This window comes from Thiospirillum jenense, assembly GCF_014145225.1.
Lineage (GTDB): Bacteria > Pseudomonadota > Gammaproteobacteria > Chromatiales > Chromatiaceae > Thiospirillum > Thiospirillum jenense.
The window spans coordinates 1-25,834 of record NZ_JABVCQ010000019.1; the positions used below are offsets into that span (position 1 = coordinate 1).

23 protein-coding genes and 2 tRNA genes are annotated in these 25,834 nt (G+C 53.1%); 5 read left to right on the forward strand and 20 right to left on the reverse strand.

Annotated elements, in window-relative coordinates; all coding sequences use genetic code 11:
* Positions 1–330: 330 nt before the first annotated feature.
* From HUK38_RS15615 to HUK38_RS09470, 17 genes are all read right to left on the reverse strand, one after another.
* Positions 331–462: a type II toxin-antitoxin system YoeB family toxin gene (locus HUK38_RS15615; protein WP_182584080.1), complete on the reverse strand. Its 132-nt coding sequence runs from the start codon at positions 460–462 to the stop codon at positions 331–333.
* On the reverse strand, positions 462–695 hold the full coding sequence (locus HUK38_RS09395; RefSeq protein ID WP_182584081.1) for a type II toxin-antitoxin system Phd/YefM family antitoxin: 234 nt from the start codon (positions 693–695) through the stop codon (positions 462–464). The genes HUK38_RS15615 and HUK38_RS09395 overlap by 1 nt, the downstream gene beginning before the upstream one ends.
* A gap of 15 nt (positions 696–710) precedes the next feature.
* Positions 711–2,279: a class I SAM-dependent DNA methyltransferase gene (locus HUK38_RS09400; RefSeq protein WP_182584082.1), complete on the reverse strand. Its 1,569-nt coding sequence runs from the start codon at positions 2,277–2,279 to the stop codon at positions 711–713.
* A gap of 448 nt (positions 2,280–2,727) precedes the next feature.
* A tRNA-Pro gene (locus HUK38_RS09405) sits at positions 2,728–2,805 on the reverse strand.
* A gap of 246 nt (positions 2,806–3,051) precedes the next feature.
* Positions 3,052–4,020, reverse strand: coding sequence for a polyprenyl synthetase family protein (locus HUK38_RS09410; RefSeq protein ID WP_182584083.1), 969 nt, complete (start codon positions 4,018–4,020; stop codon positions 3,052–3,054).
* A 456-nt stretch (positions 4,021–4,476) separates the two neighbouring features.
* Positions 4,477–4,764, reverse strand: a complete 288-nt coding sequence (locus HUK38_RS09415; RefSeq protein ID WP_182584084.1) for a circadian clock KaiB family protein — start codon at positions 4,762–4,764, stop codon at positions 4,477–4,479.
* Positions 4,765–4,876: 112 nt separating this feature from the next.
* Entirely contained in the window at positions 4,877–5,272 is a 396-nt protein-coding gene (locus HUK38_RS09420; RefSeq protein WP_182584085.1) for a response regulator, read from the reverse strand.
* A 30-nt stretch (positions 5,273–5,302) separates the two neighbouring features.
* Positions 5,303–7,867, reverse strand: coding sequence for an ATP-binding protein (locus HUK38_RS09425; protein ID WP_182584086.1), 2,565 nt, complete (start codon positions 7,865–7,867; stop codon positions 5,303–5,305).
* A gap of 82 nt (positions 7,868–7,949) precedes the next feature.
* Complete coding sequence (gene der / locus HUK38_RS09430) at positions 7,950–9,362, reverse strand: ribosome biogenesis GTPase Der (RefSeq protein WP_182584087.1); 1,413 nt, start codon at positions 9,360–9,362, stop codon at positions 7,950–7,952.
* An 8-nt stretch (positions 9,363–9,370) separates the two neighbouring features.
* Complete coding sequence (gene bamB, locus HUK38_RS09435) at positions 9,371–10,561, reverse strand: outer membrane protein assembly factor BamB (protein WP_182584088.1); 1,191 nt, start codon at positions 10,559–10,561, stop codon at positions 9,371–9,373.
* Entirely contained in the window at positions 10,558–11,742 is a 1,185-nt protein-coding gene (locus HUK38_RS09440; RefSeq protein WP_238787571.1) for a YfgM family protein, read from the reverse strand. Before HUK38_RS09440 ends, bamB begins: the two co-directional genes overlap by 4 nt.
* An 18-nt stretch (positions 11,743–11,760) precedes the next feature.
* Positions 11,761–13,080 carry a histidine--tRNA ligase gene (hisS, locus tag HUK38_RS09445; RefSeq protein WP_182584090.1) on the reverse strand — a complete coding sequence of 440 codons (1,320 nt, stop codon included), beginning with the start codon at positions 13,078–13,080 and terminating at the stop codon, positions 11,761–11,763.
* Positions 13,081–13,221: 141 nt separating this feature from the next.
* Positions 13,222–14,226, reverse strand: a complete 1,005-nt coding sequence (locus HUK38_RS09450; protein WP_182584091.1) for a RodZ domain-containing protein — start codon at positions 14,224–14,226, stop codon at positions 13,222–13,224.
* A gap of 71 nt (positions 14,227–14,297) precedes the next feature.
* Positions 14,298–15,116, reverse strand: a complete 819-nt coding sequence (gene pilW / locus HUK38_RS09455; protein WP_182584092.1) for a type IV pilus biogenesis/stability protein PilW — start codon at positions 15,114–15,116, stop codon at positions 14,298–14,300.
* A 25-nt stretch (positions 15,117–15,141) separates the two neighbouring features.
* Positions 15,142–16,140, reverse strand: a complete 999-nt coding sequence (locus tag HUK38_RS09460; RefSeq protein WP_182584093.1) for an MBL fold metallo-hydrolase — start codon at positions 16,138–16,140, stop codon at positions 15,142–15,144.
* Between the two features lie 91 nt (positions 16,141–16,231).
* On the reverse strand, positions 16,232–17,203 hold the full coding sequence (locus HUK38_RS09465) for an NAD-dependent epimerase/dehydratase family protein (RefSeq protein ID WP_182584094.1): 972 nt from the start codon (positions 17,201–17,203) through the stop codon (positions 16,232–16,234).
* A gap of 101 nt (positions 17,204–17,304) precedes the next feature.
* Positions 17,305–17,394, reverse strand: a tRNA-Ser gene (locus HUK38_RS09470).
* A gap of 198 nt (positions 17,395–17,592) precedes the next feature.
* Here HUK38_RS09470 and HUK38_RS09475 point away from each other — a divergent pair.
* From HUK38_RS09475 to lolD, 3 genes are all read left to right on the forward strand, one after another.
* Positions 17,593–18,264: a Bax inhibitor-1/YccA family protein gene (locus tag HUK38_RS09475; protein WP_182584095.1), complete on the forward strand. Its 672-nt coding sequence runs from the start codon at positions 17,593–17,595 to the stop codon at positions 18,262–18,264.
* A gap of 309 nt (positions 18,265–18,573) precedes the next feature.
* Positions 18,574–19,824, forward strand: a complete 1,251-nt coding sequence (locus HUK38_RS09480; protein ID WP_182584096.1) for a lipoprotein-releasing ABC transporter permease subunit — start codon at positions 18,574–18,576, stop codon at positions 19,822–19,824.
* Complete coding sequence (gene lolD, locus HUK38_RS09485; protein ID WP_182584097.1) at positions 19,817–20,536, forward strand: lipoprotein-releasing ABC transporter ATP-binding protein LolD; 720 nt, start codon at positions 19,817–19,819, stop codon at positions 20,534–20,536. The genes HUK38_RS09480 and lolD overlap by 8 nt, the downstream gene beginning before the upstream one ends.
* Before the next feature lie 51 nt (positions 20,537–20,587).
* Here the strand turns inward: lolD and HUK38_RS09490 are convergent, their stop codons facing one another.
* The 3 genes from HUK38_RS09490 to HUK38_RS09500 all read right to left on the reverse strand — a co-directional run bounded on the left by HUK38_RS09490 (position 20,588) and on the right by HUK38_RS09500 (position 22,949).
* Positions 20,588–21,994 (reverse strand): diguanylate cyclase domain-containing protein, encoded by a 1,407-nt coding sequence (locus HUK38_RS09490; RefSeq protein WP_182584098.1) that lies wholly within the window; start codon positions 21,992–21,994, stop codon positions 20,588–20,590.
* Positions 21,995–22,117: 123 nt separating this feature from the next.
* Positions 22,118–22,540, reverse strand: a complete 423-nt coding sequence (locus HUK38_RS09495; RefSeq protein WP_182584099.1) for an EamA family transporter — start codon at positions 22,538–22,540, stop codon at positions 22,118–22,120.
* A 43-nt stretch (positions 22,541–22,583) separates the two neighbouring features.
* Entirely contained in the window at positions 22,584–22,949 is a 366-nt protein-coding gene (locus tag HUK38_RS09500; protein WP_182584100.1) for an ArsR/SmtB family transcription factor, read from the reverse strand.
* A gap of 88 nt (positions 22,950–23,037) precedes the next feature.
* On the opposite strand from HUK38_RS09500, the gene HUK38_RS09505 reads away from it, so the two are divergent.
* Entirely contained in the window at positions 23,038–24,216 is a 1,179-nt protein-coding gene (locus tag HUK38_RS09505) for a murein hydrolase activator EnvC family protein (protein WP_182584101.1), read from the forward strand.
* A gap of 20 nt (positions 24,217–24,236) precedes the next feature.
* On the forward strand, positions 24,237–25,823 hold the full coding sequence (locus tag HUK38_RS09510) for a S41 family peptidase (protein WP_238787572.1): 1,587 nt from the start codon (positions 24,237–24,239) through the stop codon (positions 25,821–25,823).
* Positions 25,824–25,834 lie beyond the last annotated feature (11 nt).

Here is a 25,834-nt window from a genome sequence, read left to right on the forward strand (position 1 = left end):
GTATCCAATAAACTGTGTTTTGCTTAGCATGATTGAGGAATGCTGAGTCCGTTAGCATATTTCTGACAGAGAACGACTTTGACAGTGCAAAAATCCGTCGTTATCCTAAGACTGGGTAGCATGTATTTTATGGCGATAACCAAGCCCGTGCTACTCAATCACGCTCTTTAACAAGTTCGAGTATGCGGTTGCCAGCACAAGTTGCTGGCGTAAAACTTGAAACGCATCAAAGAGTTCGCGCTGTAAAAACATCGGTTTTTGCAGCCTTGGTAGATACACCCCAGTCTGCGGACTGGCAGTTAAGCGTTACTGAGCATTGCTCAGTAATGCTTAAGAAAAATGTATCGGTTGACGTAGTACATCCGTAATGAGTGTGACAATGCGTTTATAAACCTTCTTGTCTTGTGTAGACCAATTTGTAAAATCCGCGAAAGCCTCTTGCTCAAAAACAATGCGTTTCATTATTCCATTTCGAGATTAACGTGTTGTACGCGTCCATCACGGACATTCTCAATTGCGTTCATTAGGCGCTGCCGATTAGCCGGATGACGCAGCAAATAGGCGGTCTCATCGGCGCTCTCATCATCAACCTCAGAAACCGCTATTTCAATCATCTTGTCTCTAAACAGCATCTTAAGCGCGACAAGAAAATCATCATTCAATTCATCAGCGCGGATACGATAAGTCGTATACATACGGGAAAACTCCGTTTAATTCGATTCTTCTGACAGCAGATCAACACAACCTAATTGCGCCCGAATCACCGCCGCCAACCGCTCGCCTTCGGTCAACTGCGTTTCCAGTGTCGCCCGCAACGCCGCGAATCGCTCGGCAAATGGCACCTCCTCGGCATCGCTCATATCGGCACCGACATAGCGCCCCGGCGTCAAAACATGCCCATACGTTCTAATCTCATCCAATGTCACCGCTTTACAAAAACCCGGCACGTCTTGATACACCGGCTGCCCCGCTTGCCCACGCCACGCATGATACGTCGCTGCAATTTGCGCAATGTCTGCCGCCGTCAATTCGCGGCGGGTGCGATCTACTAATTGACCCAGTTGGCGCGCATCAATAAATAACACCTCTCCGCGGCGGTCGCGTTCATTTGCCGGTGCTTTATTATGGGCGAGAAACCATAAACACGCGGGAATTTGCGTGGAATAAAACAACTGCCCCGGCAGTGCAATAATGCAATCCACCACGTCAGCCTCAACCATTGCGCGGCGAATATCACCCTCACCGGATTGCGTAGATGACATGGCACCATTGGCTAATACCACGCCCGCGGTACCAGTCGGGCTTAAATGAAATAAAACGTGTTGTAACCAAGCGAAATTCGCATTACCGGCGGGCGGTGTGCCATAACGCCAGCGCCGATCATGCGTCAATCGCTCACCACCCCAATCCGAAACATTAAAGGGTGGGTTAGCGAGAATGTAATCCGCTTTTAGATCGGGCAAGGCGTCATTGTGAAAACTGCCGGCCGTATTCCATTGAATATTCGCTTCAATACCGCGCACCGCGAGATTCATTTTCGCCAAGCGCCACGTCGTATGATTACTTTCTTGGCCATAAATTGCGATGTCACTACTGCGCCCGCCATGTTCAGCGACAAAGCGTTCTGATTGCACAAACATCCCGCCCGATCCGCAGCAGGGATCATACACACGGCCGCGGTAGGGTGCCAGCATCGTGACTAATAATTGCACCACCGAGCGCGGCGTATAAAATTCACCACCGCGTTTGCCTTCAGCACCGGCAAAATTGCCGAGAAAGTATTCATACACTCGCCCCAGAATATCTTTTGAACGATCCGCCGTTTCATCCATCGCAATACAACTGATGAGATCAATCAATTCACCCAACATCATTGCATTCAATGTCGGGCGGGCATAATCTTTTGGCAAAATGGCTTTAAGTGACGCATTGCTGTTTTCAATAGCCAACATCGCCTCATCAATTGCTTTGCCAATCGTGGGCTGTCTGGCAGTCGCCCGCAGATGTGACCACCGCGCAGGCGCTGGCACCCAAAACACATTGTCTGCCAAGTATTCCTCTGGGTCTTCAGGATCGGCATGTTGTTCATGCAACAATGCTTTATGTTTAGATTCAAATGCATCAGAAATGTATTTCAGAAATATCAGCCCCAATACAATATGCTTATAATCTGATGGCTCCATATTGCCGCGCAATTTATCAGATGTTATCCACAATTGCGCTTCAAAACCCAACGTCGCCCCAGTATTATCAGTATTTTTCTTTGCTGGCCGTGCCATGTTAATTCCCGAAAATGCCGAGCCGATGGTGAATAGTAGAATTGATTTTGATTAACAAAATCAGGTATTGAATCGTTGCCAATGTGGGAGCAGAGCTGTTAAGTTTTTAATTAACTTAACTGTCATTCCCGCGTGGGTCGGAATCCAGCGGCGGTGCAGTCTGGATTCCCGCAGATGCGGAAATGACGAGGGGCGTTTTTGATTGGTGGTTAATTAGCGCTTTAACAGCCCAGCTGCCATGTGGGAGGGCAGGATCAAACAACGGGCAGCTCAACTGCGTCACGCCTGTTTTAATCACCGACGTTGCGCAATTTAAAAGTTAACTGGTTGATTTTTATAGGGATATTACGTCCACACGCCGCCGTGTAGGAACGATCAACTCACCTGAGATGTCCTGGTGTCAGGCACAAAAAAGCCGGCGTTAACCGGCTGATTTGTTTAGAGAATCTGGTCGGGGTGAGAGGATTTGAACCTCCGGCCCCTGCCTCCCGAAGACAGTGCTCTGACCAGACTGAGCTACACCCCGAAATATTTATTAATCCTTGTTGTATTGGATATTGGTTGCAAATCTCACTGCCCCTGTCTCCCGAAGACAGTGCTCTACGTTTCAATCCTTGTTATATTGGATAATAGCCAATCCGCCATGAAACACTGGCTAAAACATGACCGTTTATTTTTCAATAAAAACACGGCAAGTTTGTTTTCGGATTGACTACGTTATTTGCAACCATTTAAGAATCAAACAGCGTTTTAATTCTTATTTACTTCACCATCAATGCGCCCGAGCAACCGCGAATTCAGCGGTGGCGATCAGCGCCGCTCGATAAGGCGACGGCGGCAACACCTGCAACGCCTCGCTCGCCAACTGCGCATGAGTGCGTGCAAGCTGCGCAGTATAACCGAGTGCATCGGTGGCGACAATAGCGGCAACCACCGCCTCCAACTGCTCGCGGCCGCCGTGTTCAATCGCGTGCCGCAACAACGCCTGCTGCGACGCATCACCCACCGCCAACGCCCGAATCACCGGCAACGTCGGCTTGCCCTCATCCAAGTCATCGCCGATATTTTTACCAATCGTGTGGGCATCTGAAGCGTAATCGAGCGCATCGTCCACCAACTGGAACGCAATCCCCAAGTGCAACCCGTAGCGGGCGACGGCATCCTCGACCGCCGCTGAGGTGCCGGCTAAAATCGCCCCCAACCGCGCCCCGGCTTCAAACAAGGTCGCGGTTTTGCGTTCAATGACCTCAAGATAGCGACTCTCGGTCGTGTCGGGATCGTGCGTGTTGAGTAATTGCAACACCTCGCCCTCAGAGATGCGATTAGTCGCGTGTGCCAACACCTCCATCACCCGCATCTCGCCGACATCCACCATCATCTCAAACGCCCGCGAGTAGAGAAAATCCCCCACCAACACACTCGCGCCATTGCCCCACACGGCGTTGGCCGTGTCACGATTGCGGCGCAAATCCGAGCCATCCACCACGTCATCATGCAGCAAGGTGGCGGTGTGAATAAACTCAACAATTGCTGCCAAATCAATGTGATGCGCGCCGGTATAGCCACACGCACGCGCAGCGAGCAACACAATCAGCGGGCGCAACCGCTTGCCACCACTGCCGACGATGTAATGACCAATTTGGTTAATCAGCACCACGTTAGACTGTAGCCGCTGCAAAATGCACGCATCAACGGCCTGTAAATCGTCCGAAACGGGCGCTCTAATCGCAGAAAGAGCCATGAATTGCGAAACTCCGGGCTAAAAACCCACCGGGTGCGAAGGGTGCTGGGTGAATTGGAAAGCGCCAAGTATAACGGATACACCGGCTGGGTGTTTTACTCACGACCATCCGGCGGTTGCCACATAGTATCCAATAAACTGTGTTTTGCTTAGCATGATTGAGGAATGCTGAGTCCGTTAGCATATTTCTGACAGAGAACCATTTTGACAGTGCAAAAATCCGTCGTTATCCTAAGACTAGGTAGCATGTATTTTATGGCGATAACCAAGCCCGTGCTACTCAATCACGCTCTTTAACAAGTTCGAGTATGCGGTTGCCAGCACAAGTTGCTGGCGTAAAACTTGAAACGCATCAAAGAGTTCGCGCTGTAAAAGCATCTGTTTTTGCAGCCTTGGTAGATACACCCCAGTCTTCGGACTGGCAGTTGAGCGTTACTGAGCATTGCTCAGTAATGCTTAAGAAAAATGTATCGGCTGGAGGTGCTTGATTTGCAACCCCGCCAACACCCGTTCCCGATCACTCAAATTACCAATAATTTGCGTCACCGGCAGCGGCAGAATTTTAACCAACGTAGGCGTCGCATAAATCACATCATCATACGCCTCTTGTGGATGTTCAAAAATATCCAAGACCGCCAACGTGTAATCATCCGCATAATAATGCGTTAATAACGTGCGCAATTGTTGAATGAGTTGTTGACTACTGGGGGTTAAACCCGTGACGTAAAGTTTAAGACTGAGCAAGCGTAATCGTTCTCTTAGTAGTTAATGAACCATATTGTTTAATTGAATAGCACCGCGTTCGCGTTTATCACTAATTGATTCATCGCCCGCTCGTCACGACAATCATCGCAATTTACGCGGCCGATAATGGTGTATGACCACTTAATACCGCCTGCGTAATCTCAATAATTTGCTGACGTTCTAATGGTTTGCGCAATAATTCAAAACTCAATCCCTGATGCCGTGCTTGCACCAAATCTTCAAAAAACTCGCGGTGAAAAGCGGTCACAATATAAACCAAAACATCCGGGTTAATAGCGCGAATCCGCCGCAAAGTTTCCACCCCATCCATCTCTGGCATCCGCAAATCCAGATAAATTAAATCAAACGTTTCCTGCGCAACTAACGCAACCCCTTCTTCACCCGTCGCAACGGTGCAAACTTGATAGGGACTTGCCCGCAATGCTAATGAAAAAGCACGCCGCACGGCGCTGTCATCATCAATTACTAAAATACGTTTTGTCGTCATTGTTGTATTAACCAGTGCATCACGGTTGATTCAGAACGTGGTTGGCTGCCAATTGATAAGGGTAATAGTAACGGTGGTACCAGTGCCAACTTGACTGCGAAATTCTAATGTGCCGCCGTGTTCGGCAATAATTGACCAGCTAGTTGCCAACCCCAACCCAGTTCCCTGCCCGGTAGGTTTGGTAGTGAAAAACGGTTCACACAACCGCAATTGGTCAGCCGCGGTAATACCGCAACCATTATCGCTGACTGTCAATTGGGCGTGGGTAGTCGTTTGGTGTAAGTGTAAAGCAATTTGCTTGTCAGTGCAGGTGCTAACGGCATCAATCGCATTGGCAAGCAGGTTAATAAGAACTTGTTCAAACCGCGCCGGTTGTAATCGCCAAGTGGTGACATCATCGGCTACTACCAAATTGATTTTAATTCCCTCTTTGCGCAAGCGGTAATCAAGCAATCGTATTGTTTGCCCCACCACCTCACGCGGATCAACCAATTGAAACGTGACCGCTGACGGGCGTGAAAAGGTTAATAAACTTTGCACTATATCCATACAACGCCGCGTTTGATGTTCCGCCGCCCGCAGGCTGTCAGCGCATTCATCACCATTCGGCAACACATCCAGGCAGAATTGAATCTCGTTAATAATGCCCATGAGCGGGTTGTTTAGTTCGTGCGCCACCCCGGCAGTTAATTGCCCCAGTGCGCTGAGTTTTTCTAATTGAATACGCTGCTGTTCATGTAACTTTTGCGCAGTAATATCCGCCGCAATTTCAAAACGTAACCGCCGCCCATCCGACCAGGTAATGACTTTATCGGCGCACCGATACCAGCGTTGATTGAATTCATTCTGCCGTTCCCACACATAACTTTGGTCATTATCGCTATTAAAAATCTGCGCATTGGTGCAATTAAGACAGGGTTCGACACGACCATACAGCACAGCATAGCACAATTGACCAATGGGTTGTGGATTAAATAACCGCCGGACTGTTTCATTCACATAAACTAGGTGGTATGAATGCGGATCGGCAACGTAAATGATGTCATCTAAACCATCAAATAAACTCCGCAATTGGGCGCGCTCGATTGCCAATACCTGATCCATTTGTTTGCGTTGCGTCATGTCGCGTAAAAAAACATACACCTGTCCACCATTCGCGGGGCTATAGCTGGCGCTGATTTCAACCGCAATGATACTGCCATCACGACAGCGGTGTTGTGATTCAAAGCGATCATTTCCCATTTGTTGTAATCGTATTAACCGAGCGGCATGTTCCGCTTCAGATTCAACCGCCTCAATATCTGCAATTCGTAATTGTAATAATTCACTGCGGCTGTATCCAATCATTGCGCAATAGGCCGCGTTCACTTCAAGAAAGCGCCCGTTTAAATCACACAGCCAAAAGCCATCTAAACTGGTGTTTAATAAAATGGCGTAAAAATGCTGTAATTGTTCATCGCGGGTGCGCACCGCTTCGGCTAATTCACGTCGCTGACGTTCGTATTGATAACGCCGCAAATATTCCCGCCCGCGCCGCCGCCAAATGTAGAGGCTAATAAAAACACCAGCCGCCAGCATTATTGATAATGAAACGACTAATAACATCAAACCAATATGGTGCGTTTGTGCTAATAAAACATCCAGCGGCGCCAGTGTGATAATGCGCCAGTCGCTTTCTGGCAACTGTTGAGTTACCGCAACAGATTTGCGCCCCCACAGGTCGGTTACGCGCAACATAAACATGGTCGCGCCTAGTTCTGGTCGGCCGATCAATGACATACCGATTTGTAAATCCCCCCTGCCCCCCTTTGCCAAAGGGGGGTTGGGGGGGATTTCAATTGCCGGCAGTTCATTCGCCAAGCGCGGCGTGTCGCCATCCTGCGTCACCAGCAACATCACGCTATGCAAGCGCGGCAACGTCCAATTTTGTAGCAACGGATACAAATTTTGGCGCAGGTCATAGCGCACCACCACCAGTCCGAGCAATTCTCCGCCCGTCTGTTGCGTATCTACCACCGGAATGAGCAGGGTAATCGTCGGCGCGGCGTGGCGGTTATCCAACTGTGGTGGATAAAAAACAGGCGCGAGTTGCGGCTGGCGCTGTTCGATTACTGCTTGCCAAACAAGTGGTTGCATGGCGCGTAACTCGGCACAGGTTGCCATTGCCGATGCGGGTTGAATACACCGCTGGGTTTGTTGGTCAAAAAAAACAGTGTCGCGCTGTTGATACGCAACGCGCTGGCCGGCGAGCCACTGTTGCAAATCTGCTTCAGCCTGCGCCTCACCGCGCCGCGCCGCCTGAATGGTGCGTATTAATAATGGATTTTGGCTAACCGCATTAGCGTATTGAAAATGTGCATTCCGCCAACGAGTTAATTGGTCAACGTGGATTCGGCTAATAACATTTAACACCTCCTCCACTTGCACCAATGTTTTTGCGTATAACCAGCGATAGCCGACCCAACTAACCAGGCTAATTAACACGGTTAAACTGATCGCAAGTAGCGCGAATTGATAGCCGCTGTAGTGAATGATCGCATTAAAGCGAAATCGGCGCGGTGTCATGCGGGTGATGAGTGTCTGCAAAAAGGTCACGCGCCCACCTTTTTAATTAAAAAAAGGGGCGGGAGTGGATGAAACCAATTCCCCTTCTGAAATAACAGCGACGGTGGGATGATTATGTGTCTTGCCGCCGAATGAAACGCCGTAATCGGTCACGTTGGCGCTGTTGACGCGGGGTTAAGATATTCCGCCGTCCGGCGAATGGATTGCTGCCGCTTTTGAATTCCAATCGCAGTGGAGTGCCTTTAATGTCTAAACGACTGCGAAAACGATTGATAAGATAGCGCCGGTACGAATCTGGCACCGCATCCGTTTGATTACCGTGAATAATAATTAACGGTGGATTGCGCCCGCCTTGATGGGCATAACGCAATTTAATGCGATGGCCGTGAACTAATGGTGGCGGATGTTCCTGCACCGTTTCCGCTAATAAACGGGTTAATAATGGTGTGGGTAAATCACGGGTGGCATTGGCGAATGCGCGCTCGGCCGCTTCTAATAATAAACCGACGCCGCTGCCGTGTAATGCCGAAATACGATGCTGTTCAGCGAAGTCTAAAAAAGCTAATTTGCGCGCAATGTCTTCTTTAATTTGCAGCCGCCGCTCGGGTAATAAACCATCCCATTTGTTAATGGCAATGACGAGTGCGCGGCCGCTTTCAATCAATTGCGCGGCGAGGCTGGCGTCTTGTTCACTAATGCCGCTGGCCGCGTCTAATACCAGAATGGCAACGTGGCAGGCGTCAATTGCTTGCAGCGTTTTAATAATGCTGAACTTTTCAATTAAATCAACGACCTTGCCGCGCCGCCGCACCCCGGCCGTGTCAATTAACGTGTATTGCCGTTCATTGATGGTGAATGGAATAAACACGCTATCACGAGTGGTGCCGGGGCTATCAGCGGCAATGACGCGCTCTTCACCTAATAAGCGGTTAATTAACGTGGATTTGCCGACATTTGGCCGCCCGACCACCGCAATCCGAATGCCGGCGTCGTCGGGGCCGGCCGATACCTCAGCGGTCAATTCATCCGCCGCCGCCATCCAATGCGCGCACAAACTGTCGAGTAATTTCAACACGCCGCGCCCGTCATTCGCCGCGATTGGATGCGGATCGCCCACGCCCAAACTGTGAAATTCGGCGCAAATCAGGTGCGGATCGTGGCCGTCAATTTTGTTGACCGCCAGCGTGAGTGGCTTACCGGTGCGGCGCAATTCGGCGGCAATGGCAAAATCACCGCTCATGCAGCCATCGCGGGCGTCCACCAAAAACACCAAATGATCGGCTTCCGCAATCGCTTGGCGGACTTGCCGCTCCATCAACATCTCAACGCCGCTGTCTGCGCCGCTCAACCCGCCCGTGTCCACCACAATGTACGCGCAGTCGCCGAGCCGGCCGATGCCGTACTGGCGGTCGCGGGTCAAGCCCGGGTAATCCGCCACCAGCGCGTCGCGGGTTTGGGTTAAGCGGTTGAATAACGTGGATTTACCGACGTTGGGGCGGCCGATGAGGGCGATAACAGGTAACATAAAAGTGTTTATTTCGAGCCTCGTTCAGTTGCACGTTGCAGCGCCACCGCCGCCACCGTGCCGTCATTGGCGTACACCAACACCTGCCCATTGGCGACCACCGGGCGGTGACTGATACTGGCTTTGGTCACGCGCACTCGGCCGGCCAGTTGCCCATCCCGCCGCGCAATCCAATGCAACCAGCCCTCAAAATCCCCGACGACCAGATAATTGCCATCCACTGCCGGGGCGGTCAGTCGCCGATAGCGCAGCGCCTCCTGCTTCCACTGCCCCACGCCATCCTGCGGCGCCGCCGCCCAAATGGTGTCATCGGCGGCGGTGATGTAGAGCGTCTGATCGGCGGCGGTGATGCCCGCGTACGCCGACAACGCCCGTCGCCACAAGATCGCCCCGGTCGGCAAATCCACTGCCGCCAAATCGCCGTTGTACGCAGCAACATACACCGTTGCGCCCACCACCAGCGGATCAGCGTCAATATCGGTCATGCGCTCGATGTCAGACCGCCCGCTCGGCGGCGTGATGGTCAACTCCCAATTCGGCGCACCTTGACCCAGTTCTAAACTCACCAACCGCCCGCCGGCCAACCCGACAATCGCGGCGTCGTTCTGCACCAGCGGCGTACTGCTACCGTGTAACGTCAAGGTCGGCGCGGGTGAGGTGTAATTCCACCGCGCTTTACCAGTGCGTCGGTCGAGCGCGTGAACACTGTCATCCAGCGCGTGTGCAATCACCACATCCGTTGCCAAGCGCGGGGCAGATAACAGCGCCACGCCCAGTTGACTGCGCCACTTCTCCTTGCCGTCGGTGGTGGAAAATGCCACAACGTCGCCGTCGGTGCTACTCAATACCAGTTGATCGTCCAGCACATCCGGCCCGCCGCTGAGTGGATAATCCGTGTCACGTTGCCACGTCGGGCGACCGTCGCGCAGTGCCAACGCCGCGATCTTGCCGTGCGCATCAGCGACGTACACCTGTTGCTTAAATACCACCGGCGCCAGTTCCAATTCCCGCCCGTCCGTCCCCTTGCCCAGCCGCGTTGACCACGCGACTTTTGCCGTCAACGGCAGCGATTGATCGGTCAACGGCGTCGGTGGATGCGGGTCTTCATCGCTATCAAACCAACTGAGCATTCCACAGCCGGGCAATGCAATCATCGCGGTTAATAGGGCGAATAATTGCCAGCGCCGCGTCGTGTTCATTTGCCAGACTCCACTGGTGCGGGTTGATTTAATTCAACTGGCGGCGTGGGCGAATTGGGTTTGTCAGGTTCAACTGCCGGGGCGGGTGAATTGGGTTTATTAGAATCAACTGCTGGCGCGGGTGAATTGGGTTTATCCGAATCAACTGCTGGCGCGGGTGAATTGATTTTATCTGAATCAACTGCTGCCGCCGGTGAATTGGTTTTATCTGATTCAACTGGCGCGGGTGAATTGGATTTATCAGAATTGACCGGCGCGGGTGAATTGGTTTTATCTGATTCGACTGGCGCGGGTGAATTAGATTTATCTGAATCAACTGCTGGCGCGGGTGAATTGATTTTATCTGAATCAACTGCTGCCGCCGGTGAATTGGATTTGTCAGAATTGACCGCTGCCGCTGCTGAATTAGATTTATCTGATTCAACCGTCAAGGTCGCGGGAATCACCGCCGCCGCTGTCTTCTCCAATTCACCCTTTGACTCACTACTCCCGCCCTTTGACAAATCATTCTCCATCCCCCCCTTTGACAAAGGGGGGGCAGGGGGGGATTTCCCCGCCGGCAATTCGCGCAATTTCAATTCAATTAACCGCGCCGACCCCGCCCCCAATGTTAATGCCGCTTGATACGCAACGCGGGCATCATCCAATCGGTTTTCCGCCACCGCCAAATCCCCGCGCAATGCGGCAAACTCACTGGTAAAACTCCCGCCGTCATCGTGCTTTTTTAATACCTCAGCGGCCGCTTGATAATCACCCGCCGCAATGAACACCTGCAACAATCGCAGCGCCGCTAATTTCGCCAATGCCGCATCCGGTGCTGTTTTAATTGCCGAGCGCAACGTCTTAATTGCCGTTGTTAAATCCCCCTGCTCAACCGCCGCTTTCGCCAATGCTAATTGCGCAAACATCGCATAGGGCGTTTTTGAATAGTCGGCAATAATTGCATCCGTCTGCGCCGTGATTTGTTTCAACTCCGGCTTATCCGCACTCGCCGTCATTAACAATTGTTCAAATGCGAATGACGCCTGCTGTTGAATACGCGATTGATGAAACACCCACGCCCGCCAACCAAAAACAATTGCCACGCCCAGCGCAATCCCAATTCCAACCGCGAGGCCATTCTCACGCCACCAGGTTCTAATTGCCTCAACCTTTTCGTCATCCGTCATTAAATCGGCCATACTCATCACATCTTTTTATTAAATGGTGGAAACTCGGGCGCGGAGTAACTGGTCAAGCTGCGCCGTTAATTCGGCAACCGGTATTTGCAACTGCTGCGCCTCACCGCGTAATGTTTTCATGCCAATCACGCCTTTTGTCAATTCATCATCACCCAAAATCAACGCCCATTGCGCCCCGCTTTTATCGGCTTTTTTGAATTGACTTTTGAAACTCCCGCCGCCGCAATGATTCAATAACCGCAAGTGCGGCAATTCCCGCCGTAACCGATCTGCAATTAACAACGCCTCAATTGGCGCCTGCTCGCCGACCGCGACAAAATAAACATCCGGTGCATGATTTTCAATAAACGCCGGGTCAAGCAATTCTAATAATCGTTCAACGCCTAATGCAAATCCCACCGCCGGCGTCGAGCGCCCGCCTAACTGTTCAACCAAGCCATCATAACGCCCGCCCGCGCACACCGTCCCTTGCGCACCTAATTCAGTGGTGATCCATTCAAACACGGTGCGATTATAATAATCCAAGCCGCGCACTAATCGCGGGTTAATTGTATAAGTCACGCCGGCGCGCTCTAATCCACGACACAGCGTATTGAAATGCGCCCGCGCTTCATCACCCAAATATTCTAATACACTGGGCGCGGCGGCAATGATCGGTGCTAATGCGGGGTTTTTAGAATCGAGAATACGCAACGGGTTAGTGATTAACCGCTGTTGGCTGTCTTCATCTAATGAATCATAATGCTGTTGTAGATAATTCACCAACGCGGTGCGGTAATGAACGCGGTCGGCCGGATCGCCCAAACTATTGATTTCTAATTGCAAGTTGGGCAATTGTAAAACTTCCCACAACCGCTTGGTGAATAATAAAATCTCCAAATCAATATCAGGGCCGGATAAACCGAAGGTTTCCACACCAATTTGATGAAATTGCCGAAAACGACCACGCTGCGGGCGTTCACGGCGAAACATTGGCCCCATATACCACAGGCGCTGCGGTTGATTAAATAAACCGTGTTCAATTGCCGCCCGCACACAACTGGCCGTGCCTTCGGGACGCAAACTTAAATCATCACCGCCGCGATCACTGAATTGATACATTTCTTTAGCGACAATATCGGTCACATTGCCAATTGAACGACAAAACAGCGCGGTCATTTCCACTAATGGCGTGCGGATTTCTTGATAGCCGTAGGCGTGTAATAATAATTGGGTTTGGTGTTCTAACCATTGCCAGCGGGCGCTGTGAATTGGCAAAATATCGTGCATTCCACGCACGGCGCGTAATAATTCAGTGGAGTCAGGGGTGGCCGCGCTGGTTGTTAATTCTTGAGTCATTAGGACAGGTCGCCGAGGTGAAGGTTTTATGATCTATTCAATACCCGGCAATGCGGGTGGAACACGAGTGTAGAAATAAGCATGAACAACCGCGTTACATGTTTTAATAATTATATTAATTTAGTTATTTAACAACAATGATCATTCTGTTGAATCGAACTTGAAGCGCGCTATATTTCCGCGTGATTGCGCTCGGACATCAAATACTTTGCCGTCAACCCGCATATCAACTGCCGTTGCATTACCAAAAATGATTGAATAGGGTGGTTCACCGGCTAAAACGTGGCGGGTGCCTTTGCGCATTTCACCAATCAATTTAAATCGCCCGCTGGCATCCCGAATATCCACCCAGCAGGGCGCTTTAAATGACACCGCCACCTCGCGGTTTTTTTTCACCACCGGTGGTGGCGGGGCGGAGGCGATAGCCGTGGCATCCGCCGCCGTGGCATCGGCAACCAAACTGCCAGAATCGCGCCCCCGCTGCGGCCGTGGCTCGCTGGATGGGGCGGGCGGGGGCGATGGCGCGGGCAGTGGCGCACTGGTGGGTGGCACGACCGGCGCGTCAATGGCAGGTGGCGCCGGGCGATTGGGCAGCGGCAGTGGCGCCATAACGTCGGGCGGTATTGCCGACGAATGCGCGGGCGGTGCTGCCGGCGCGGTAGGCGTTGTCGGCATCACCTGCGGCGCAACCGGTAGGATGGCATCTTGTGGACGGTGATTTATCCACCACAGCGTCACGCCGCTAGTCAGCGCCAAAATCACCGCGCCGCTCATCAAGCGCATCAGTAAATGACTGCTGCGAATCGTAGTGATTTTCGGCAATGCCGGGCCACACACCGGCAACTCCACCGTTGGTCGAACCCCTCGATAATGCGCCAGCAACGGCGCCGGATCCAACCCGACCAACCGTGCATAACTATTCAAATAGCCGCTGACAAACACGGGACTGGGCAAGCCGCTGTAATCGTCATTTTCCAATGCCGTCACAATTGCAATGCTCAGACGTAAATCGCTTGCCACCCGTTCTAGGGTCAAGCTACGCCGCTCACGCGCATAGCGCAATTGACGGCCGGGGCTATCGGTGCGCTCGTCGGCGCTGTCAATCATTAACGAAGGTGCAAATTGGGCGTTATCATCATTGTCCATAGGCAACCATTCATCTTTATCGTGCTGCGATCATTGTGTTGGTATTGACCACCTGGGTTTCACGCGGGCTTTTATTTAGCGCGCTTGAGTTGCATTAACTCCGGCGCATCAGGAAATCGCCGGCGTAATGATTGCGCTAATGCGGTTGCTTCGCGTTTATTGCCCAACTGCATTTCAATCCGCCAGGCCAATAATAAAACACGCGCTGTCACTTGTCCTGCCCGCGAATAGCGTTCCATGTAAAAGCGCGCCGCTTGGGCATCGCCATGTTCAAACATCTGCTCGGCCATGCTCAACAGCGCCGGGGCAAAATTGGGATTAGCCGTCAGCGCCGCCCGCAGTGACGTTTCCGCCTTGACGCGATCCCCGGCACGGCGCGCACAATCAGCCGCATTCCACAAAACCACCTCCGGCGTTTGGTACAGCGGGTTTTTCAACGCCCGTTCAAACTGCGCCTGCGCCTCGGCATAGCGTTTTTGATTGCAGAGAATAGCACCCCACGCATTGCGAAAATCGGCATTGTTCTCATCTCGCTCGATGGCGGCACGAAACTGCACTTCCGCCGGCGCCTCCTGACCGAGTTTTTGGTACACAATTGCCAACACATACCGCGCCCGCGCACTGTTCGGATCCACCTTCACCGCTTGATTTGCCCGTTCCAGCGCGACGTCCAACTGATTGCGCTGGAGATACACCGCCGCCATGTTGACGTACAAATCAGCCGGATTCTCCCGCGTCGGGGTCGGTTTGAGCGAATCAGACTGCGGGATCACACTGCAACTGACCAGTCCCAGCCCGAGAATCGCTATCCACAGCAACTGCCGCCGTTGGACGGCAAACCCGCGTGGCAGTGATTGGAATGGCGTGGCCAGCATGTTGGTTATACGCAACAGGATTACATCCGTTGGTTGTGTATCAGGGTGTTGGCGCGGCGAGTGATTCGGTTGCTTTGGCGCGCCGCCGTAACCAAATGTCCAAACCCTGCGCGTTGAGATCAAGGTCAATTGCCAGCAACTGCTGCAATTCAGCGGTGGTCAACTCAGCGCCCAGCGCCCGCAATTGGGTTAAAAAAATCTCCGTCATGCCGGTTTTCAGTTGCGCCACCCGCGTCGCCCCCGCCGGGTCGTTCTCGTGTGCCAGTGCCAAATTCGCCAACGCGGCAATACTCTGGCGCAGCGGCTCAACCAGTTGCTGCGGCGCCTCCACCCGCCCGTAGTGGGTCAAATACATCGCCGCCGGCTCAACTGCCATTAAACGATCCAGGCTGCGCTGCCAGGCGTCGGGATCAAAGGCAACCGGCGTGGTCGGGGCAAAAATCCAGCGCGTGGCGGCGGCAGTTAATGCGGCGAACTCGGGGTAGGCGATGCCGAAGGTGTCACCAGTGAACCAGCCGTTGGTGTGCCGATCAAAAATGCAGCCGTGATGATTGGCGTGGCCGGGCGTGTCAATAAAGCGCAGCGGGCGGCCGTCGAGTGCGATTTCGGTGTCATCGGCGGCGATCATCACGCGAGCGGTGGGAATTGGTGGCAAATGACCAAAATGGGCGTTAAATGCTTCGATGCCGTACACCGCCATTGCGCTGGCGGTTAATCGCGTTGGATCAATTAAATGCGCCGCCCCTTTGGGATGAATAACCAATTGCGCATTTGGGCAGGCATCCATTAACGCGCCAGCACCGCCGGCGTGATCTAAATGAACGTGCGTTGGAATGACATAGGCGACATCTGCAACCGTACAGCCGAGCGCCGCAATCAATTCACGCAGGCGCGGCAGGGTGTGGGTGGTGCCGGTGTCAATAAAGGCGAGGTGTTGACCTGAACGAATCAAATAACAACAAGCTAATCCCGGGCGATATAAACCCGTGTCAATACAAAAAAGGTTGTCGGCAATTTCAGCCCAAGCGGTGTGCAACATAATTGGAGTGATGATCTGGGTTTAATTAACTCGGCACCGGTGAACATTGAATATTAATCATTAATGACCGCCGAGCGCGGGGGTGTCATTTTCATTGTTTGGATAAAACAGCGGTGTTAATCACATCCGCCGCCAGCGCGGTTAATTCAGCGTCAAATGTCATCGGCGGTTGCCAATCAAGCTGGCGCTGGACGCGGCTGCCGTCCACTTCGAGCGACTCACACAACCGCCGGATCTGCGCCGTTTGACCGCTAAGATACCCTAAACCACGCAGCAGCGGGATTGGAACTGCCCACAGGCGCGCTGGGCAATTGAGGGCGGCGGCGAGCGCACGGATCAAGTCGGGTGTTGACAGCGGCGGATGATCGGCAACCACGAAGCACTCACCAGCGGCCGCTGGGTGCGTCAAGCAGGTGGCGATCAGATCACAAAAATTGTTGACCGACAACAGGTTACGGCGGTTATCCACTGCGGCGAAGGGGAGCGGGTAGCCGCGCTGAATCCAGTTTGCCAAGCGCCGCAGATTCGCCTTTGCCCCGGCACCGTACAGCAGCGGCGGGCGTAAAATCACGCGCTCCATGCCCGTTGCGGTCGCCACCTGCCGCAGCGCCAACTCCGCTGCCCATTTTGAGCAGGCATACGCCCCGACGGGATCGGCGTGATCGTCATCATTAAACGGCGGACGGGCGTTGGTCTGCTCACCTAACACCTTGATCGTGCTGACAAAAATAAAGCGTTTAACACCCGCCGCCGCGGCCTGCTGTGCCAAATGACGAGTGACGGTGCAATTGGCGGCGGTGAAACGCGCTTGCTCATCAGATGAAGGGCGGCTGACCTGATGCGCCCGCCCGGCCAAATGCACCACCGCGTCCACCGAGCGCAGCGCGGGTATCAGCGGTGGCTGGCGCGTCAAATCGCCAAGGACGCACTCGGCAGCGGCCGACGGTGGCGCAGTGCCGGCGTGACGGACAGCGGCTGTGACCTGAAAGCCACGACTGTCGAGTAACTGACACAGCCGCTGCCCAACGAAACCCGCCGCGCCGGTGATAAAAATATGTGACATGTGGTGATATGACAACAGGCGTCCCATTGTGGCATGAACACAACGTGGCGGGACAATTGCACAACTGAGTGGGAGAATGAACTGTGGGGCGGGGGTGCGTTTGGCGGAGAGGGTGGGATTTGAACCCACGGTGGGTATTAGCCCACGCCGGTTTTCAAGACCGGTGCAATCAACCGCTCTGCCACCTCTCCGAGCGCGAGATCAGGGCAAATTGCGCGGCGCAGACTTGAAAAATTGCGCCATTAGCCCCGACATCTTGCGCATCGTAACGCATTTTTTATGCGCCTGCCAGTGCAATTATCACCGTGAGTTCCTTGCAATGGACGCGCAATGCGTGTTATTAGTTGACCTGACACTTCTAACCCAACCCAACTGATGAGATAAAACCAATGGCAACCTACTCGCCTTCATTATCGAAAAACGTCCCCAGTCCTATTGCGGCGAATCGCGTATTGAAAAATACTTATCTATTGCTGTCAGCCACGCTCGGTTTTAGTGCTGTGACGGCGATGATTTCAATAGCATTAAATATGCCACCAATGGCGTATCTTGGCAGCGTCATTATTGCAATGCTGCTGGGGATTTTTGTATTACCACGCACCGCGCAATCCGCCAGCGGCGTCGGGGTGCTGTTTTTAATTACCGGGTTACTCGGCTTCGGTCTCGGGTCAATTCTAACTCAATACCTCGCGTTACCGAATGGCGGCGGCATCATTGCTACTGCATTTGGCGGCACAGCGGCGATTTTTTTAGGTTTATCCGCCTATGCCCTGAGCAGCAAACGTGACTTCAGCTTTTTAGGCGGGTTTATATTCGCCGGCATGATGGTCGTGATGATTGCCGCCATTGCCAATATCTTCTTGCACATTCCCGCGTTATCACTCGCCATTTCGGGCGTGATGATTCTGTTAATGAGCGGCTTTATTCTGTTTGACACCAGCCGCATTAAGAGTGGTGAAGAGACCAATTACATCATGGCCACCTACAGCATTTATTTGTCCATTTTCAATCTGTTTATTGCGCTATTGCAGATTTTGGGCATTATGAGTGCGGATGATTAATTGACATCGCTGGTAATAAAACAAGCGCCCGTGTGATTTGTCAATAATGCGATTGAATGACACGGCGCGACTGATTTAACGCTGTTCTGAGTCAACAAACCCGAGACAACTCGGGTTTTTTTATCGTACTCAAGAATTGTGTAAGATTTATGGTGCGTTTAACCCACGTTATTTAACGCTTCTGTCACGCATCTGTCAGCCACGCGCCCGCCACCGGTCACACACCTCAGCGGTCAACCCAGCGCATAATGCACCTTAACCCGTGACCAACCACACCCACGTTGCCACCACAATCCGCGCTATTGCCTCATGTTTCATCCTGTTGCCCTATTTATCGGCTTGCGCTACACCCGCGCCAAACGCCGCAATCATTTCATTTCATTTATTTCACTGATTTCGATGCTCGGCATCATGCTCGGCATCGTGGCACTGATTGTCGTATTGTCGGTGATGAATGGCTTTCACAAGGAAATTCAAGAACGCATTCTGGGCATGGCCTCCCACGCCGCGCTGAGTGCGCCCGACGGCGGGGGCTTAACCGACTGGGGCGATCTGCTCAACCAGGTGCGCAGTCAACCGCACGTCATCGGCGCGGCGCCCTTTGTCGAAATTGAGGCGATGTTGATGAACGGCGGGCGGACACATGCGGCGCTGCTGCGCGGGATTTTGCCGAGTGAAGAACAACAAGTCTCTGATTTACAGACTAAAATTACCAGCGGCGATATTGGGGCGCTCACCGCCGGCGAGTTCAACATCATCCTCGGTGCCGAACTGGCCGCCGGGCTAGGCGTCGGCGTCGGTAGTCAAGTGATGGTGGTCACGCCGCAGGTCAACGCCACCCCGGCCGGGGTGATGCCACGCTTAAAAGCCTTCACCGTGGTGGGTATTTTCCAAGTTGGCATGGCCGAATACGACAGCGGCACTGGCGTGATGCACCTCAGCGATGCGGCGCGGTTGATGCGCTTGGGTGAGGCGGTGGGCGGCATCCGCTTGAAACTCGACCAATTATTTGACGCGCCAATCCTAGTGCGCGAAGTAGCCGCCAACCTCGGTGGCAGTTACCGCGTCACCGATTGGACGCAAACCCACAGCAATTTTTTTGCCGCGCTGCGCACCGAAAAACGCATGATGTCCGTAATTTTATTTCTGATTGTTGCCGTCGCCGCCTTCAACATTGTTTCAACGTTGGTGATGGTGGTGACGGACAAGCGCGCCGACATCGCCGTGTTGCGCACCTTGGGCGCATCGCCGGGCAGCATCATGGCTATTTTCATGGTGCAAGGCACGATGATTGGGCTGGTCGGCACGGTGCTGGGCTGCATCTGCGGCGTGATTCTGGGCTGGAACGTCGAATCTTTTGTCGCCAATATCGAGCAGGCGTTTGATGTCCACTTCCTCGACCCGAGCATTTATTACATCAGCAGTTTGCCATCTGACGTGCGCATGAGTGACGTGCTGACCATCGCCTTCAGCGCCTTTGGCATTTCGCTACTGGCAACTTTATACCCCGCCTGGCGAGCGGCGCGCACCGATCCGGCGGAGGCGTTGCGCTATGAGTAATCCAAATCAACCCGAATCACCGATTGCGTTACCCGTGTTGGAAGCGCGGCAGTTGACCAAAACCTTTCGCCAGGGGCCGCAGGAGATCGAGGTGTTAAGCGGTGTGAATTTGCGCGTCGAACGGCGCCAGTTTTTCGCCATTATCGGTGCGTCCGGGTCGGGAAAAAGTACCCTGCTGCATTGCCTGGGCGGCTTGGATCAACCGACGGCGGGCGAAGTGCGCTGGACGGGGCAGGTCATCACCCAATTGTCTGAAACGCAACGCGGGCGGCTGCGCAATCGGCGGTTGGGATTTATTTACCAATTTCACCACCTGCTGCCGGAATTCAGCGCGTTGGAAAATGTCGCCATGCCGCTGTTGATTGGGGGGATGCCGACCGCCACGGCGCGTGAACATGCCAAGCAGATGTTGGTGTACGTTGGTTTGCAGCAACGCCTGACGCATAAACCGTCAGAATTGTCGGGCGGTGAACGGCAGCGCGTGGCGATTGCGCGGGCGTTAGTGACCAGCCCCGATTGCGTGTTAGCCGATGAACCGACCGGTAATTTGGATCGTCACACCGCCGCGAGTGTGTACGGTTTGATGTTGGATTTGAATCGCGCCGTCGGGATTAGTTTTGTGATTGTCACCCATGATCCTGATTTAGCCGCCAAAGCCGATCAGGTGTGGCGCTTAGATGAGGGGGTATTGACGCCGCTCGCGCCGGAATAACAAATAAAACAGCGCATGAACAAGTGGGCGGTTTAATAGCACAGCGGTTATTTAAACTGTATTCAACGTACTCAAACGAATGCAATTACGCCCACTTGATTTTGCGTCATACAGCGCCGCGTCTAGGCGTTTAAACCACGCGATCAGCGGTTCATTTAATTGACGTTCTGCCACGCCAAAACTCGCCGTCACTACTCCAACCGTTGGAAATGGTTGGGCAATTAACTTCAAGCGCATTCGTTCCGCAATGTTCATTGCCGCATCCGCATCACATTGGGGCAATAGTGCGATGAACTCTTCACCGCCCCACCGCGCCAATCGTTCGGTATTGGGTAAAGCAGTTTTTAAGCGGCGGCATAGTTCAATTAACACCTGATCGCCGGTGTAATGTCCATAGCGGTCGTTAATGGTTTTAAAAAAATCCACGTCTAATAAAATGAGTGATAATGGCTCGTGATGCTGTTCGGTATGCGCCATCTGCAAGGTAATTTCTTCTTCAAAATACCACCGATTACTCACCCGCGTGAGTGGATCGGTGCTGGCAAAACGAATTAACTCTGCATTGATGGTGTTTAACTCTGCGTAGGCGCGCTGCAATTGCATTTCTTGCTGTTTGCGGTCGGTAATATCAATCAATGAAGTTAATAATAAATCATCAATGATAACCATACTCGCCATGACCGTCGCTACTCGCCCATTTTGACAACGCATCGCAAATTCTTTTTGCACGGCATGTCCCGGTTGGCGGCGGAGCTGTTCCAATAGCGCCGTAAATGATTGCATGTACGCGGTGTTTTCGGTTGAGACGCAATCCATTAAATGAAACCACTGTTCTAGCGTGGGTAATTCCTGTTGCGTATATCCAAAAGCATTTACAAAACATGGGTTTAAATACAGTGTGCGTAATGTATTATCTAATGAACAACACAATAGCGCGGTTGGAATGCCATCCAAAATACGCCGCAATAATGACTGCTGTGCGAATAATCGCTGACGGTGGTTTTCTTCCAGCAATTGCAACTCATATTCAATGAGATCGCGCATTTTAATCATCAGCGATTCAATGTCTGCTGAGTAATGATTTTCTTTATCATCTAATACACAAATCGTTCCCAGCGGTTGACCATTCGGCAGGCGAATGGGAAACCCTAAATAAGACGGCAGGCCAAATTTCAAATCTGGATTATTGCACCACTGCGCGGATTGCAACGCATTGGGCACCAGCAGTTTGGTTTGGGTTTTAATTACCGTTTCGCAATATAACCCAGAATCAATCCAATGTTCCGCATCGCCGACTGAATAGGGATTATTCGCCGTGTTACTGGCAATTAACACTTCAATTACATCATCAACCACGCGCATGATTAAACCGACTCGTACATTGGCAAGTCGCGTCACCAGGTCAATAATGTCTTGCCATTTGTAAATGGTGGAATCGGGAATATCGGTAAATTTCATGGCAACAAATTAAAGTCGGTTGGGTGTTGATGTCATTGGAATGTGGTCGTTGTTTGCGGCACTTGTGAAAGCGCATGATTTGTTTGTGGATACACGGCATTGATTAAAACAACTGAAAAACTGTTATGGCCACGCCAAAATCATCACACCAATTAAAATAAAGGTCGCACCAATGGCTAGTTTTAATGTCAAGGTTTCACCAAGAAAAATCACCGCCAATAGAATCGCAAACGCGACGCTCAATTTGTCAATCGGTGCAACCAGCGACGCGGGCGCTAATTGCAACGCCCGATAATAAAAGAGCCATGAAAACCCGGTGGCAATGCCGGAGAGAATTAAAAAGGTAATTGGGCGCGTTCCCAATCCTTGAGTGGGCAATTGCCATTCGCCGCGCAGGGTGACAATCGCCGCCGTTAATATAAAAATCACGACGGTGCGAATGAGTGTCGCAAGATTTGAATTCAAACCTTCGACACCCAATTTGCCAAAAATGGCGGTCAGCCCAGCAAAGAATGCCGAACTCAGCGCGAAAAATTGCCAAGACATAATAGATAAAATCGAATTAACGGGGCAGATTAATGAGCGGGGTTTAATGCCGATGACAAAAGACTTCGCGCATCATGCCGACCAATTGTAAAGTACGCGAATCACTCACCCGATAATAGACGCGATTGGCATCTTTGCGGGCGGCTAAAATTCCTTTATCGCGCAAAATTGCCAAATGTTGCGAAATATTACTTTGCGAAGTGCCGACCTGCTCGACAATCTCTTGCACACTGATTTCATCACTGCCCAGCACACATAAAATCTTTAATCGCAACGGGTGCGACATGGCTTTCAGTGACCGCGAGGCGCGATCAATATCCGCATCATTCGCAAATAATTCGGTTTCCGGCGCCTCACCTGTGGCCGTATTAGCCGGCGGCGGTGTTGTACAATACCATGTTGTTGTCATAGACCTGAACTTCTTTAATGAAAACGTGATTCACTATTTGATAATAAACAATTTTACTCAATTGGCAAATCACCTATTGTAATTAGTTATGTCTTATCATTTCTGCATCTGCGCCGGCGCCAGCATTGCGTTTGCCGTGATTTGCGCGGTCGCCACCGCCGCTCCCACACCCGCCACCGACCTTTTGACCACGCAAACGCAGCAGCTCGATGCGGTTGCGCAGCAAGTGGATGTTTTACAACAAACATTGCACGCTCAGGCGCAGCGCCGCGATCAGTTATACCGTGATTTGGAACAAAACGAGCGTGATATTGCTGACCTGACTCGCGCCGGGCGGGATTTTGCACACCTGTTGGCCGAGCAGCAGCAGGTGATGGACAAGTTGCAACAACGGCGGCAGGTGGCGCATTCACACCTGCGGCAGATGCAGGCGACATTGGCTGATTTGGTGCGAACGGCGTATTTGATGGGGCGCGGTGATCGCCTGCGGCTGGTGTTAAATCAGGAAGATTTGGGCCGTACTGGGCGATTATTTGGCTATTATCAGTGCGTTAGCCGCGAGCGTAGCCAGCAGGTGGCGCGGGTGCAGCAGCAGACGGCGGCGCTTGACCAGTTGCAGCGGACGGTGGCGGATGAAACGGATCGGCTGGCGTATTTAGCGCAGCGTCAGGAGGAGACGCGCCAGCGGTTGACGGCGGCGCAGCGTACCCAAACGGCGGTGGTGCAGCAGTTGCAAAAAATGATTCGTGACGGCGAGGGGCGGGTTGCCAATTTAACCAATAATATCAATCAGTTCCGCGAAAAAATTGCCGCGCTGCGCCGGCATGGTGAGATTCGCGCCGAGGTCGAGTTGCAGCCGGACGCGATCAGCGCTCGTCAAGGGCAGCTCAACTGGCCGGTCACCAACCCGCGGTTGCTGAGTCGATTTCGCGCCGGACGAGCGATGGATTTGCACAGCGACGGGGTATTAATTGCCGCGCCGCCGGGCAGTGAAGTTCACGCGGTTCACGCCGGGCAAGTGGTGTTTGCTGACTGGTTACGCGGTTTTGGGTTGCTGATGGTGCTGGATCACGGCGATAGCTATTTGACGCTGTACGGTCACAATCAAACGCTGTTGAAAGAGCAGGGCGAATGGGTGGCGGCGGGTGATGTGATTGCGCTGGTCGGTGACAGCGGTGGGCATACCGACAACGGCTTGTATTTTGCCATTCGCCAGCACGGCGAAGCCATCAACCCGCAACGCTGGTGCGTGGCAATTAACAAATGAGTGACGAGCGCGGTATGCTAATGGCTTCACCACCTCGCACCATGACCATTGATACCATGTTAAATCGCACGTTATTTGCTCGCCGCCTGTCTGCTGCGTTACCCGCCGCCGCCGTGATTCTGCCGCTGGCGCTCTTGTCACCACCACTCGCGGCCGAGCCGCCGTTGAAATCATTGCCGCCATCGCCGGCGGTGCAACCGTCACCGCACTTGCAATTGCCCGCGGCCGCCCCAGCCGATCACGCGCCGCCCGCGGCCAAGTCAGATGACAAAAATACTTTACCGTTACAGGACTTGCGCACCTTTGCCGAGGTGTTCGGGCGGATCAAAAGCGATTACGTTGAATCTGTCACCGATCAAGAATTACTCGCCAGCGCGATTCGCGGCATGTTGGCCGGACTTGACCCGCACTCGGCGTATTTGGATGCCGACGACTACACCGATCTTAAGGTCGGCACCAGCGGCGAATTCGGCGGGCTGGGCATCGAGGTCGGGTTGGAAGACGGCATGGTCAAGGTCATCGCGCCGATTGATGACACCCCCGCCCAACGCGCCGGCGTCCAGTCCGGTGATTTGATCGTGCGGGTTGATGACAAGCCGGTCAAGGGGTTGAGCATCAACGACGCGGTGAAATTGATGCGCGGCACGCCCGGCACCAGCGTTGAATTAACCCTGCTGCGCTCGGGCGTCGAGCAGCCGATCCAGGTGCGGCTGACGCGGGCGGTGATTCACGTCGCCAGTGTGAAAACGCGGCTGCTGGAGCCGGGGTATTTGTATGTGCGCATTTCCAATTTCCAATCGCGCACCACCGCTGATTTGCGCGAGGCGTTGGATAAGGCGGTCGCAGAAAATCACGGCGGCCTGCGCGGGTTGGTGCTGGATTTGCGCAACAATCCCGGTGGCGTACTCGACGGCGCGGTCGGCGTGGCGGATTTGTTTTTGACCAGCGGGTTGATTGTTTATACGCAAGGGCGCGACGACGATGATCGGTTGGAATTCAAAGCCGGCCCGGATGATTTACTCGCCGGTGCGCCGCTGGTGGTGCTGGTCAACGGCGGCAGCGCGTCAGCGTCAGAAATCGTCGCCGGGGCGCTGCAAGATCAACACCGCGCCATCGTGATGGGGACGGCGACGTTCGGCAAGGGATCGGTGCAAACCATTGTGCCAATTGACAAAACCCGTGCGCTGAAACTCACCACCGCCCGCTATTACACGCCGTCGGGGCGCTCAATTCAGGCACACGGCATCGTGCCGGATATTCAATTGGAACGCGGCAATTTGCAATTAACCGGCGAGGCGGGCGTGGCGCCGCTGAAAGAAGCCAATTTGATGCACCACCTGGATGAGCAACTGCCGGCAGCGCCCGCGGCGGATAAAAACGCGCCGCCCGCTGCGCCAGTCAAATCGGCACCGCCGGCCTCGGATCAATCGCCAAATTCGCCCGTTGACCAGCCGGCGGTTGACAAAAAACCTGATGATAAACAACCGCTTGCCGCTGAAGATTATCAACTCGCGCAGGCGCTGAACGTGTTGAAAGCATTAGCCATTGCCCGCACCGCCGCCGCGCCGCCCGCACCTCAGACGCCGCCCGCCGCCGCCGCGCCCTAGCCGATCAAGCC

What these genes read in the sequence shown, in the direction of transcription:
- HUK38_RS09490 (WP_182584098.1), bottom strand. Translation starts at nt 21,994, where the DNA reads ATGAAATTTACCGATATTCCCGATTCCACCATTTACAAATGGCAAGAC.
- HUK38_RS15615 (WP_182584080.1), bottom strand. Translation starts at nt 462, where the DNA reads ATGAAACGCATTGTTTTTGAGCAAGAGGCTTTCGCGGATTTTACAAAT.
- HUK38_RS09480 (WP_182584096.1), top strand. Translation starts at nt 18,574, where the DNA reads ATGTTTCATCCTGTTGCCCTATTTATCGGCTTGCGCTACACCCGCGCC.
- bamB (WP_182584088.1), bottom strand. Translation starts at nt 10,561, where the DNA reads ATGAACACGACGCGGCGCTGGCAATTATTCGCCCTATTAACCGCGATG.
- HUK38_RS09505 (WP_182584101.1), top strand. Translation starts at nt 23,038, where the DNA reads ATGTCTTATCATTTCTGCATCTGCGCCGGCGCCAGCATTGCGTTTGCC.
- HUK38_RS09465 (WP_182584094.1), bottom strand. Translation starts at nt 17,203, where the DNA reads ATGTCACATATTTTTATCACCGGCGCGGCGGGTTTCGTTGGGCAGCGG.
- hisS (WP_182584090.1), bottom strand. Translation starts at nt 13,080, where the DNA reads ATGACTCAAGAATTAACAACCAGCGCGGCCACCCCTGACTCCACTGAA.
- HUK38_RS09450 (WP_182584091.1), bottom strand. Translation starts at nt 14,226, where the DNA reads ATGGACAATGATGATAACGCCCAATTTGCACCTTCGTTAATGATTGAC.
- der (WP_182584087.1), bottom strand. Translation starts at nt 9,362, where the DNA reads ATGTTACCTGTTATCGCCCTCATCGGCCGCCCCAACGTCGGTAAATCC.
- lolD (WP_182584097.1), top strand. Translation starts at nt 19,817, where the DNA reads ATGAGTAATCCAAATCAACCCGAATCACCGATTGCGTTACCCGTGTTG.
- HUK38_RS09410 (WP_182584083.1), bottom strand. Translation starts at nt 4,020, where the DNA reads ATGGCTCTTTCTGCGATTAGAGCGCCCGTTTCGGACGATTTACAGGCC.
- HUK38_RS09510 (WP_238787572.1), top strand. Translation starts at nt 24,237, where the DNA reads ATGGCTTCACCACCTCGCACCATGACCATTGATACCATGTTAAATCGC.
- HUK38_RS09440 (WP_238787571.1), bottom strand. Translation starts at nt 11,742, where the DNA reads ATGGCCGATTTAATGACGGATGACGAAAAGGTTGAGGCAATTAGAACC.
- HUK38_RS09500 (WP_182584100.1), bottom strand. Translation starts at nt 22,949, where the DNA reads ATGACAACAACATGGTATTGTACAACACCGCCGCCGGCTAATACGGCC.
- HUK38_RS09460 (WP_182584093.1), bottom strand. Translation starts at nt 16,140, where the DNA reads ATGTTGCACACCGCTTGGGCTGAAATTGCCGACAACCTTTTTTGTATT.
- HUK38_RS09420 (WP_182584085.1), bottom strand. Translation starts at nt 5,272, where the DNA reads ATGACGACAAAACGTATTTTAGTAATTGATGATGACAGCGCCGTGCGG.
- HUK38_RS09395 (WP_182584081.1), bottom strand. Translation starts at nt 695, where the DNA reads ATGTATACGACTTATCGTATCCGCGCTGATGAATTGAATGATGATTTT.
- HUK38_RS09495 (WP_182584099.1), bottom strand. Translation starts at nt 22,540, where the DNA reads ATGTCTTGGCAATTTTTCGCGCTGAGTTCGGCATTCTTTGCTGGGCTG.
- HUK38_RS09400 (WP_182584082.1), bottom strand. Translation starts at nt 2,279, where the DNA reads ATGGCACGGCCAGCAAAGAAAAATACTGATAATACTGGGGCGACGTTG.
- HUK38_RS09475 (WP_182584095.1), top strand. Translation starts at nt 17,593, where the DNA reads ATGGCAACCTACTCGCCTTCATTATCGAAAAACGTCCCCAGTCCTATT.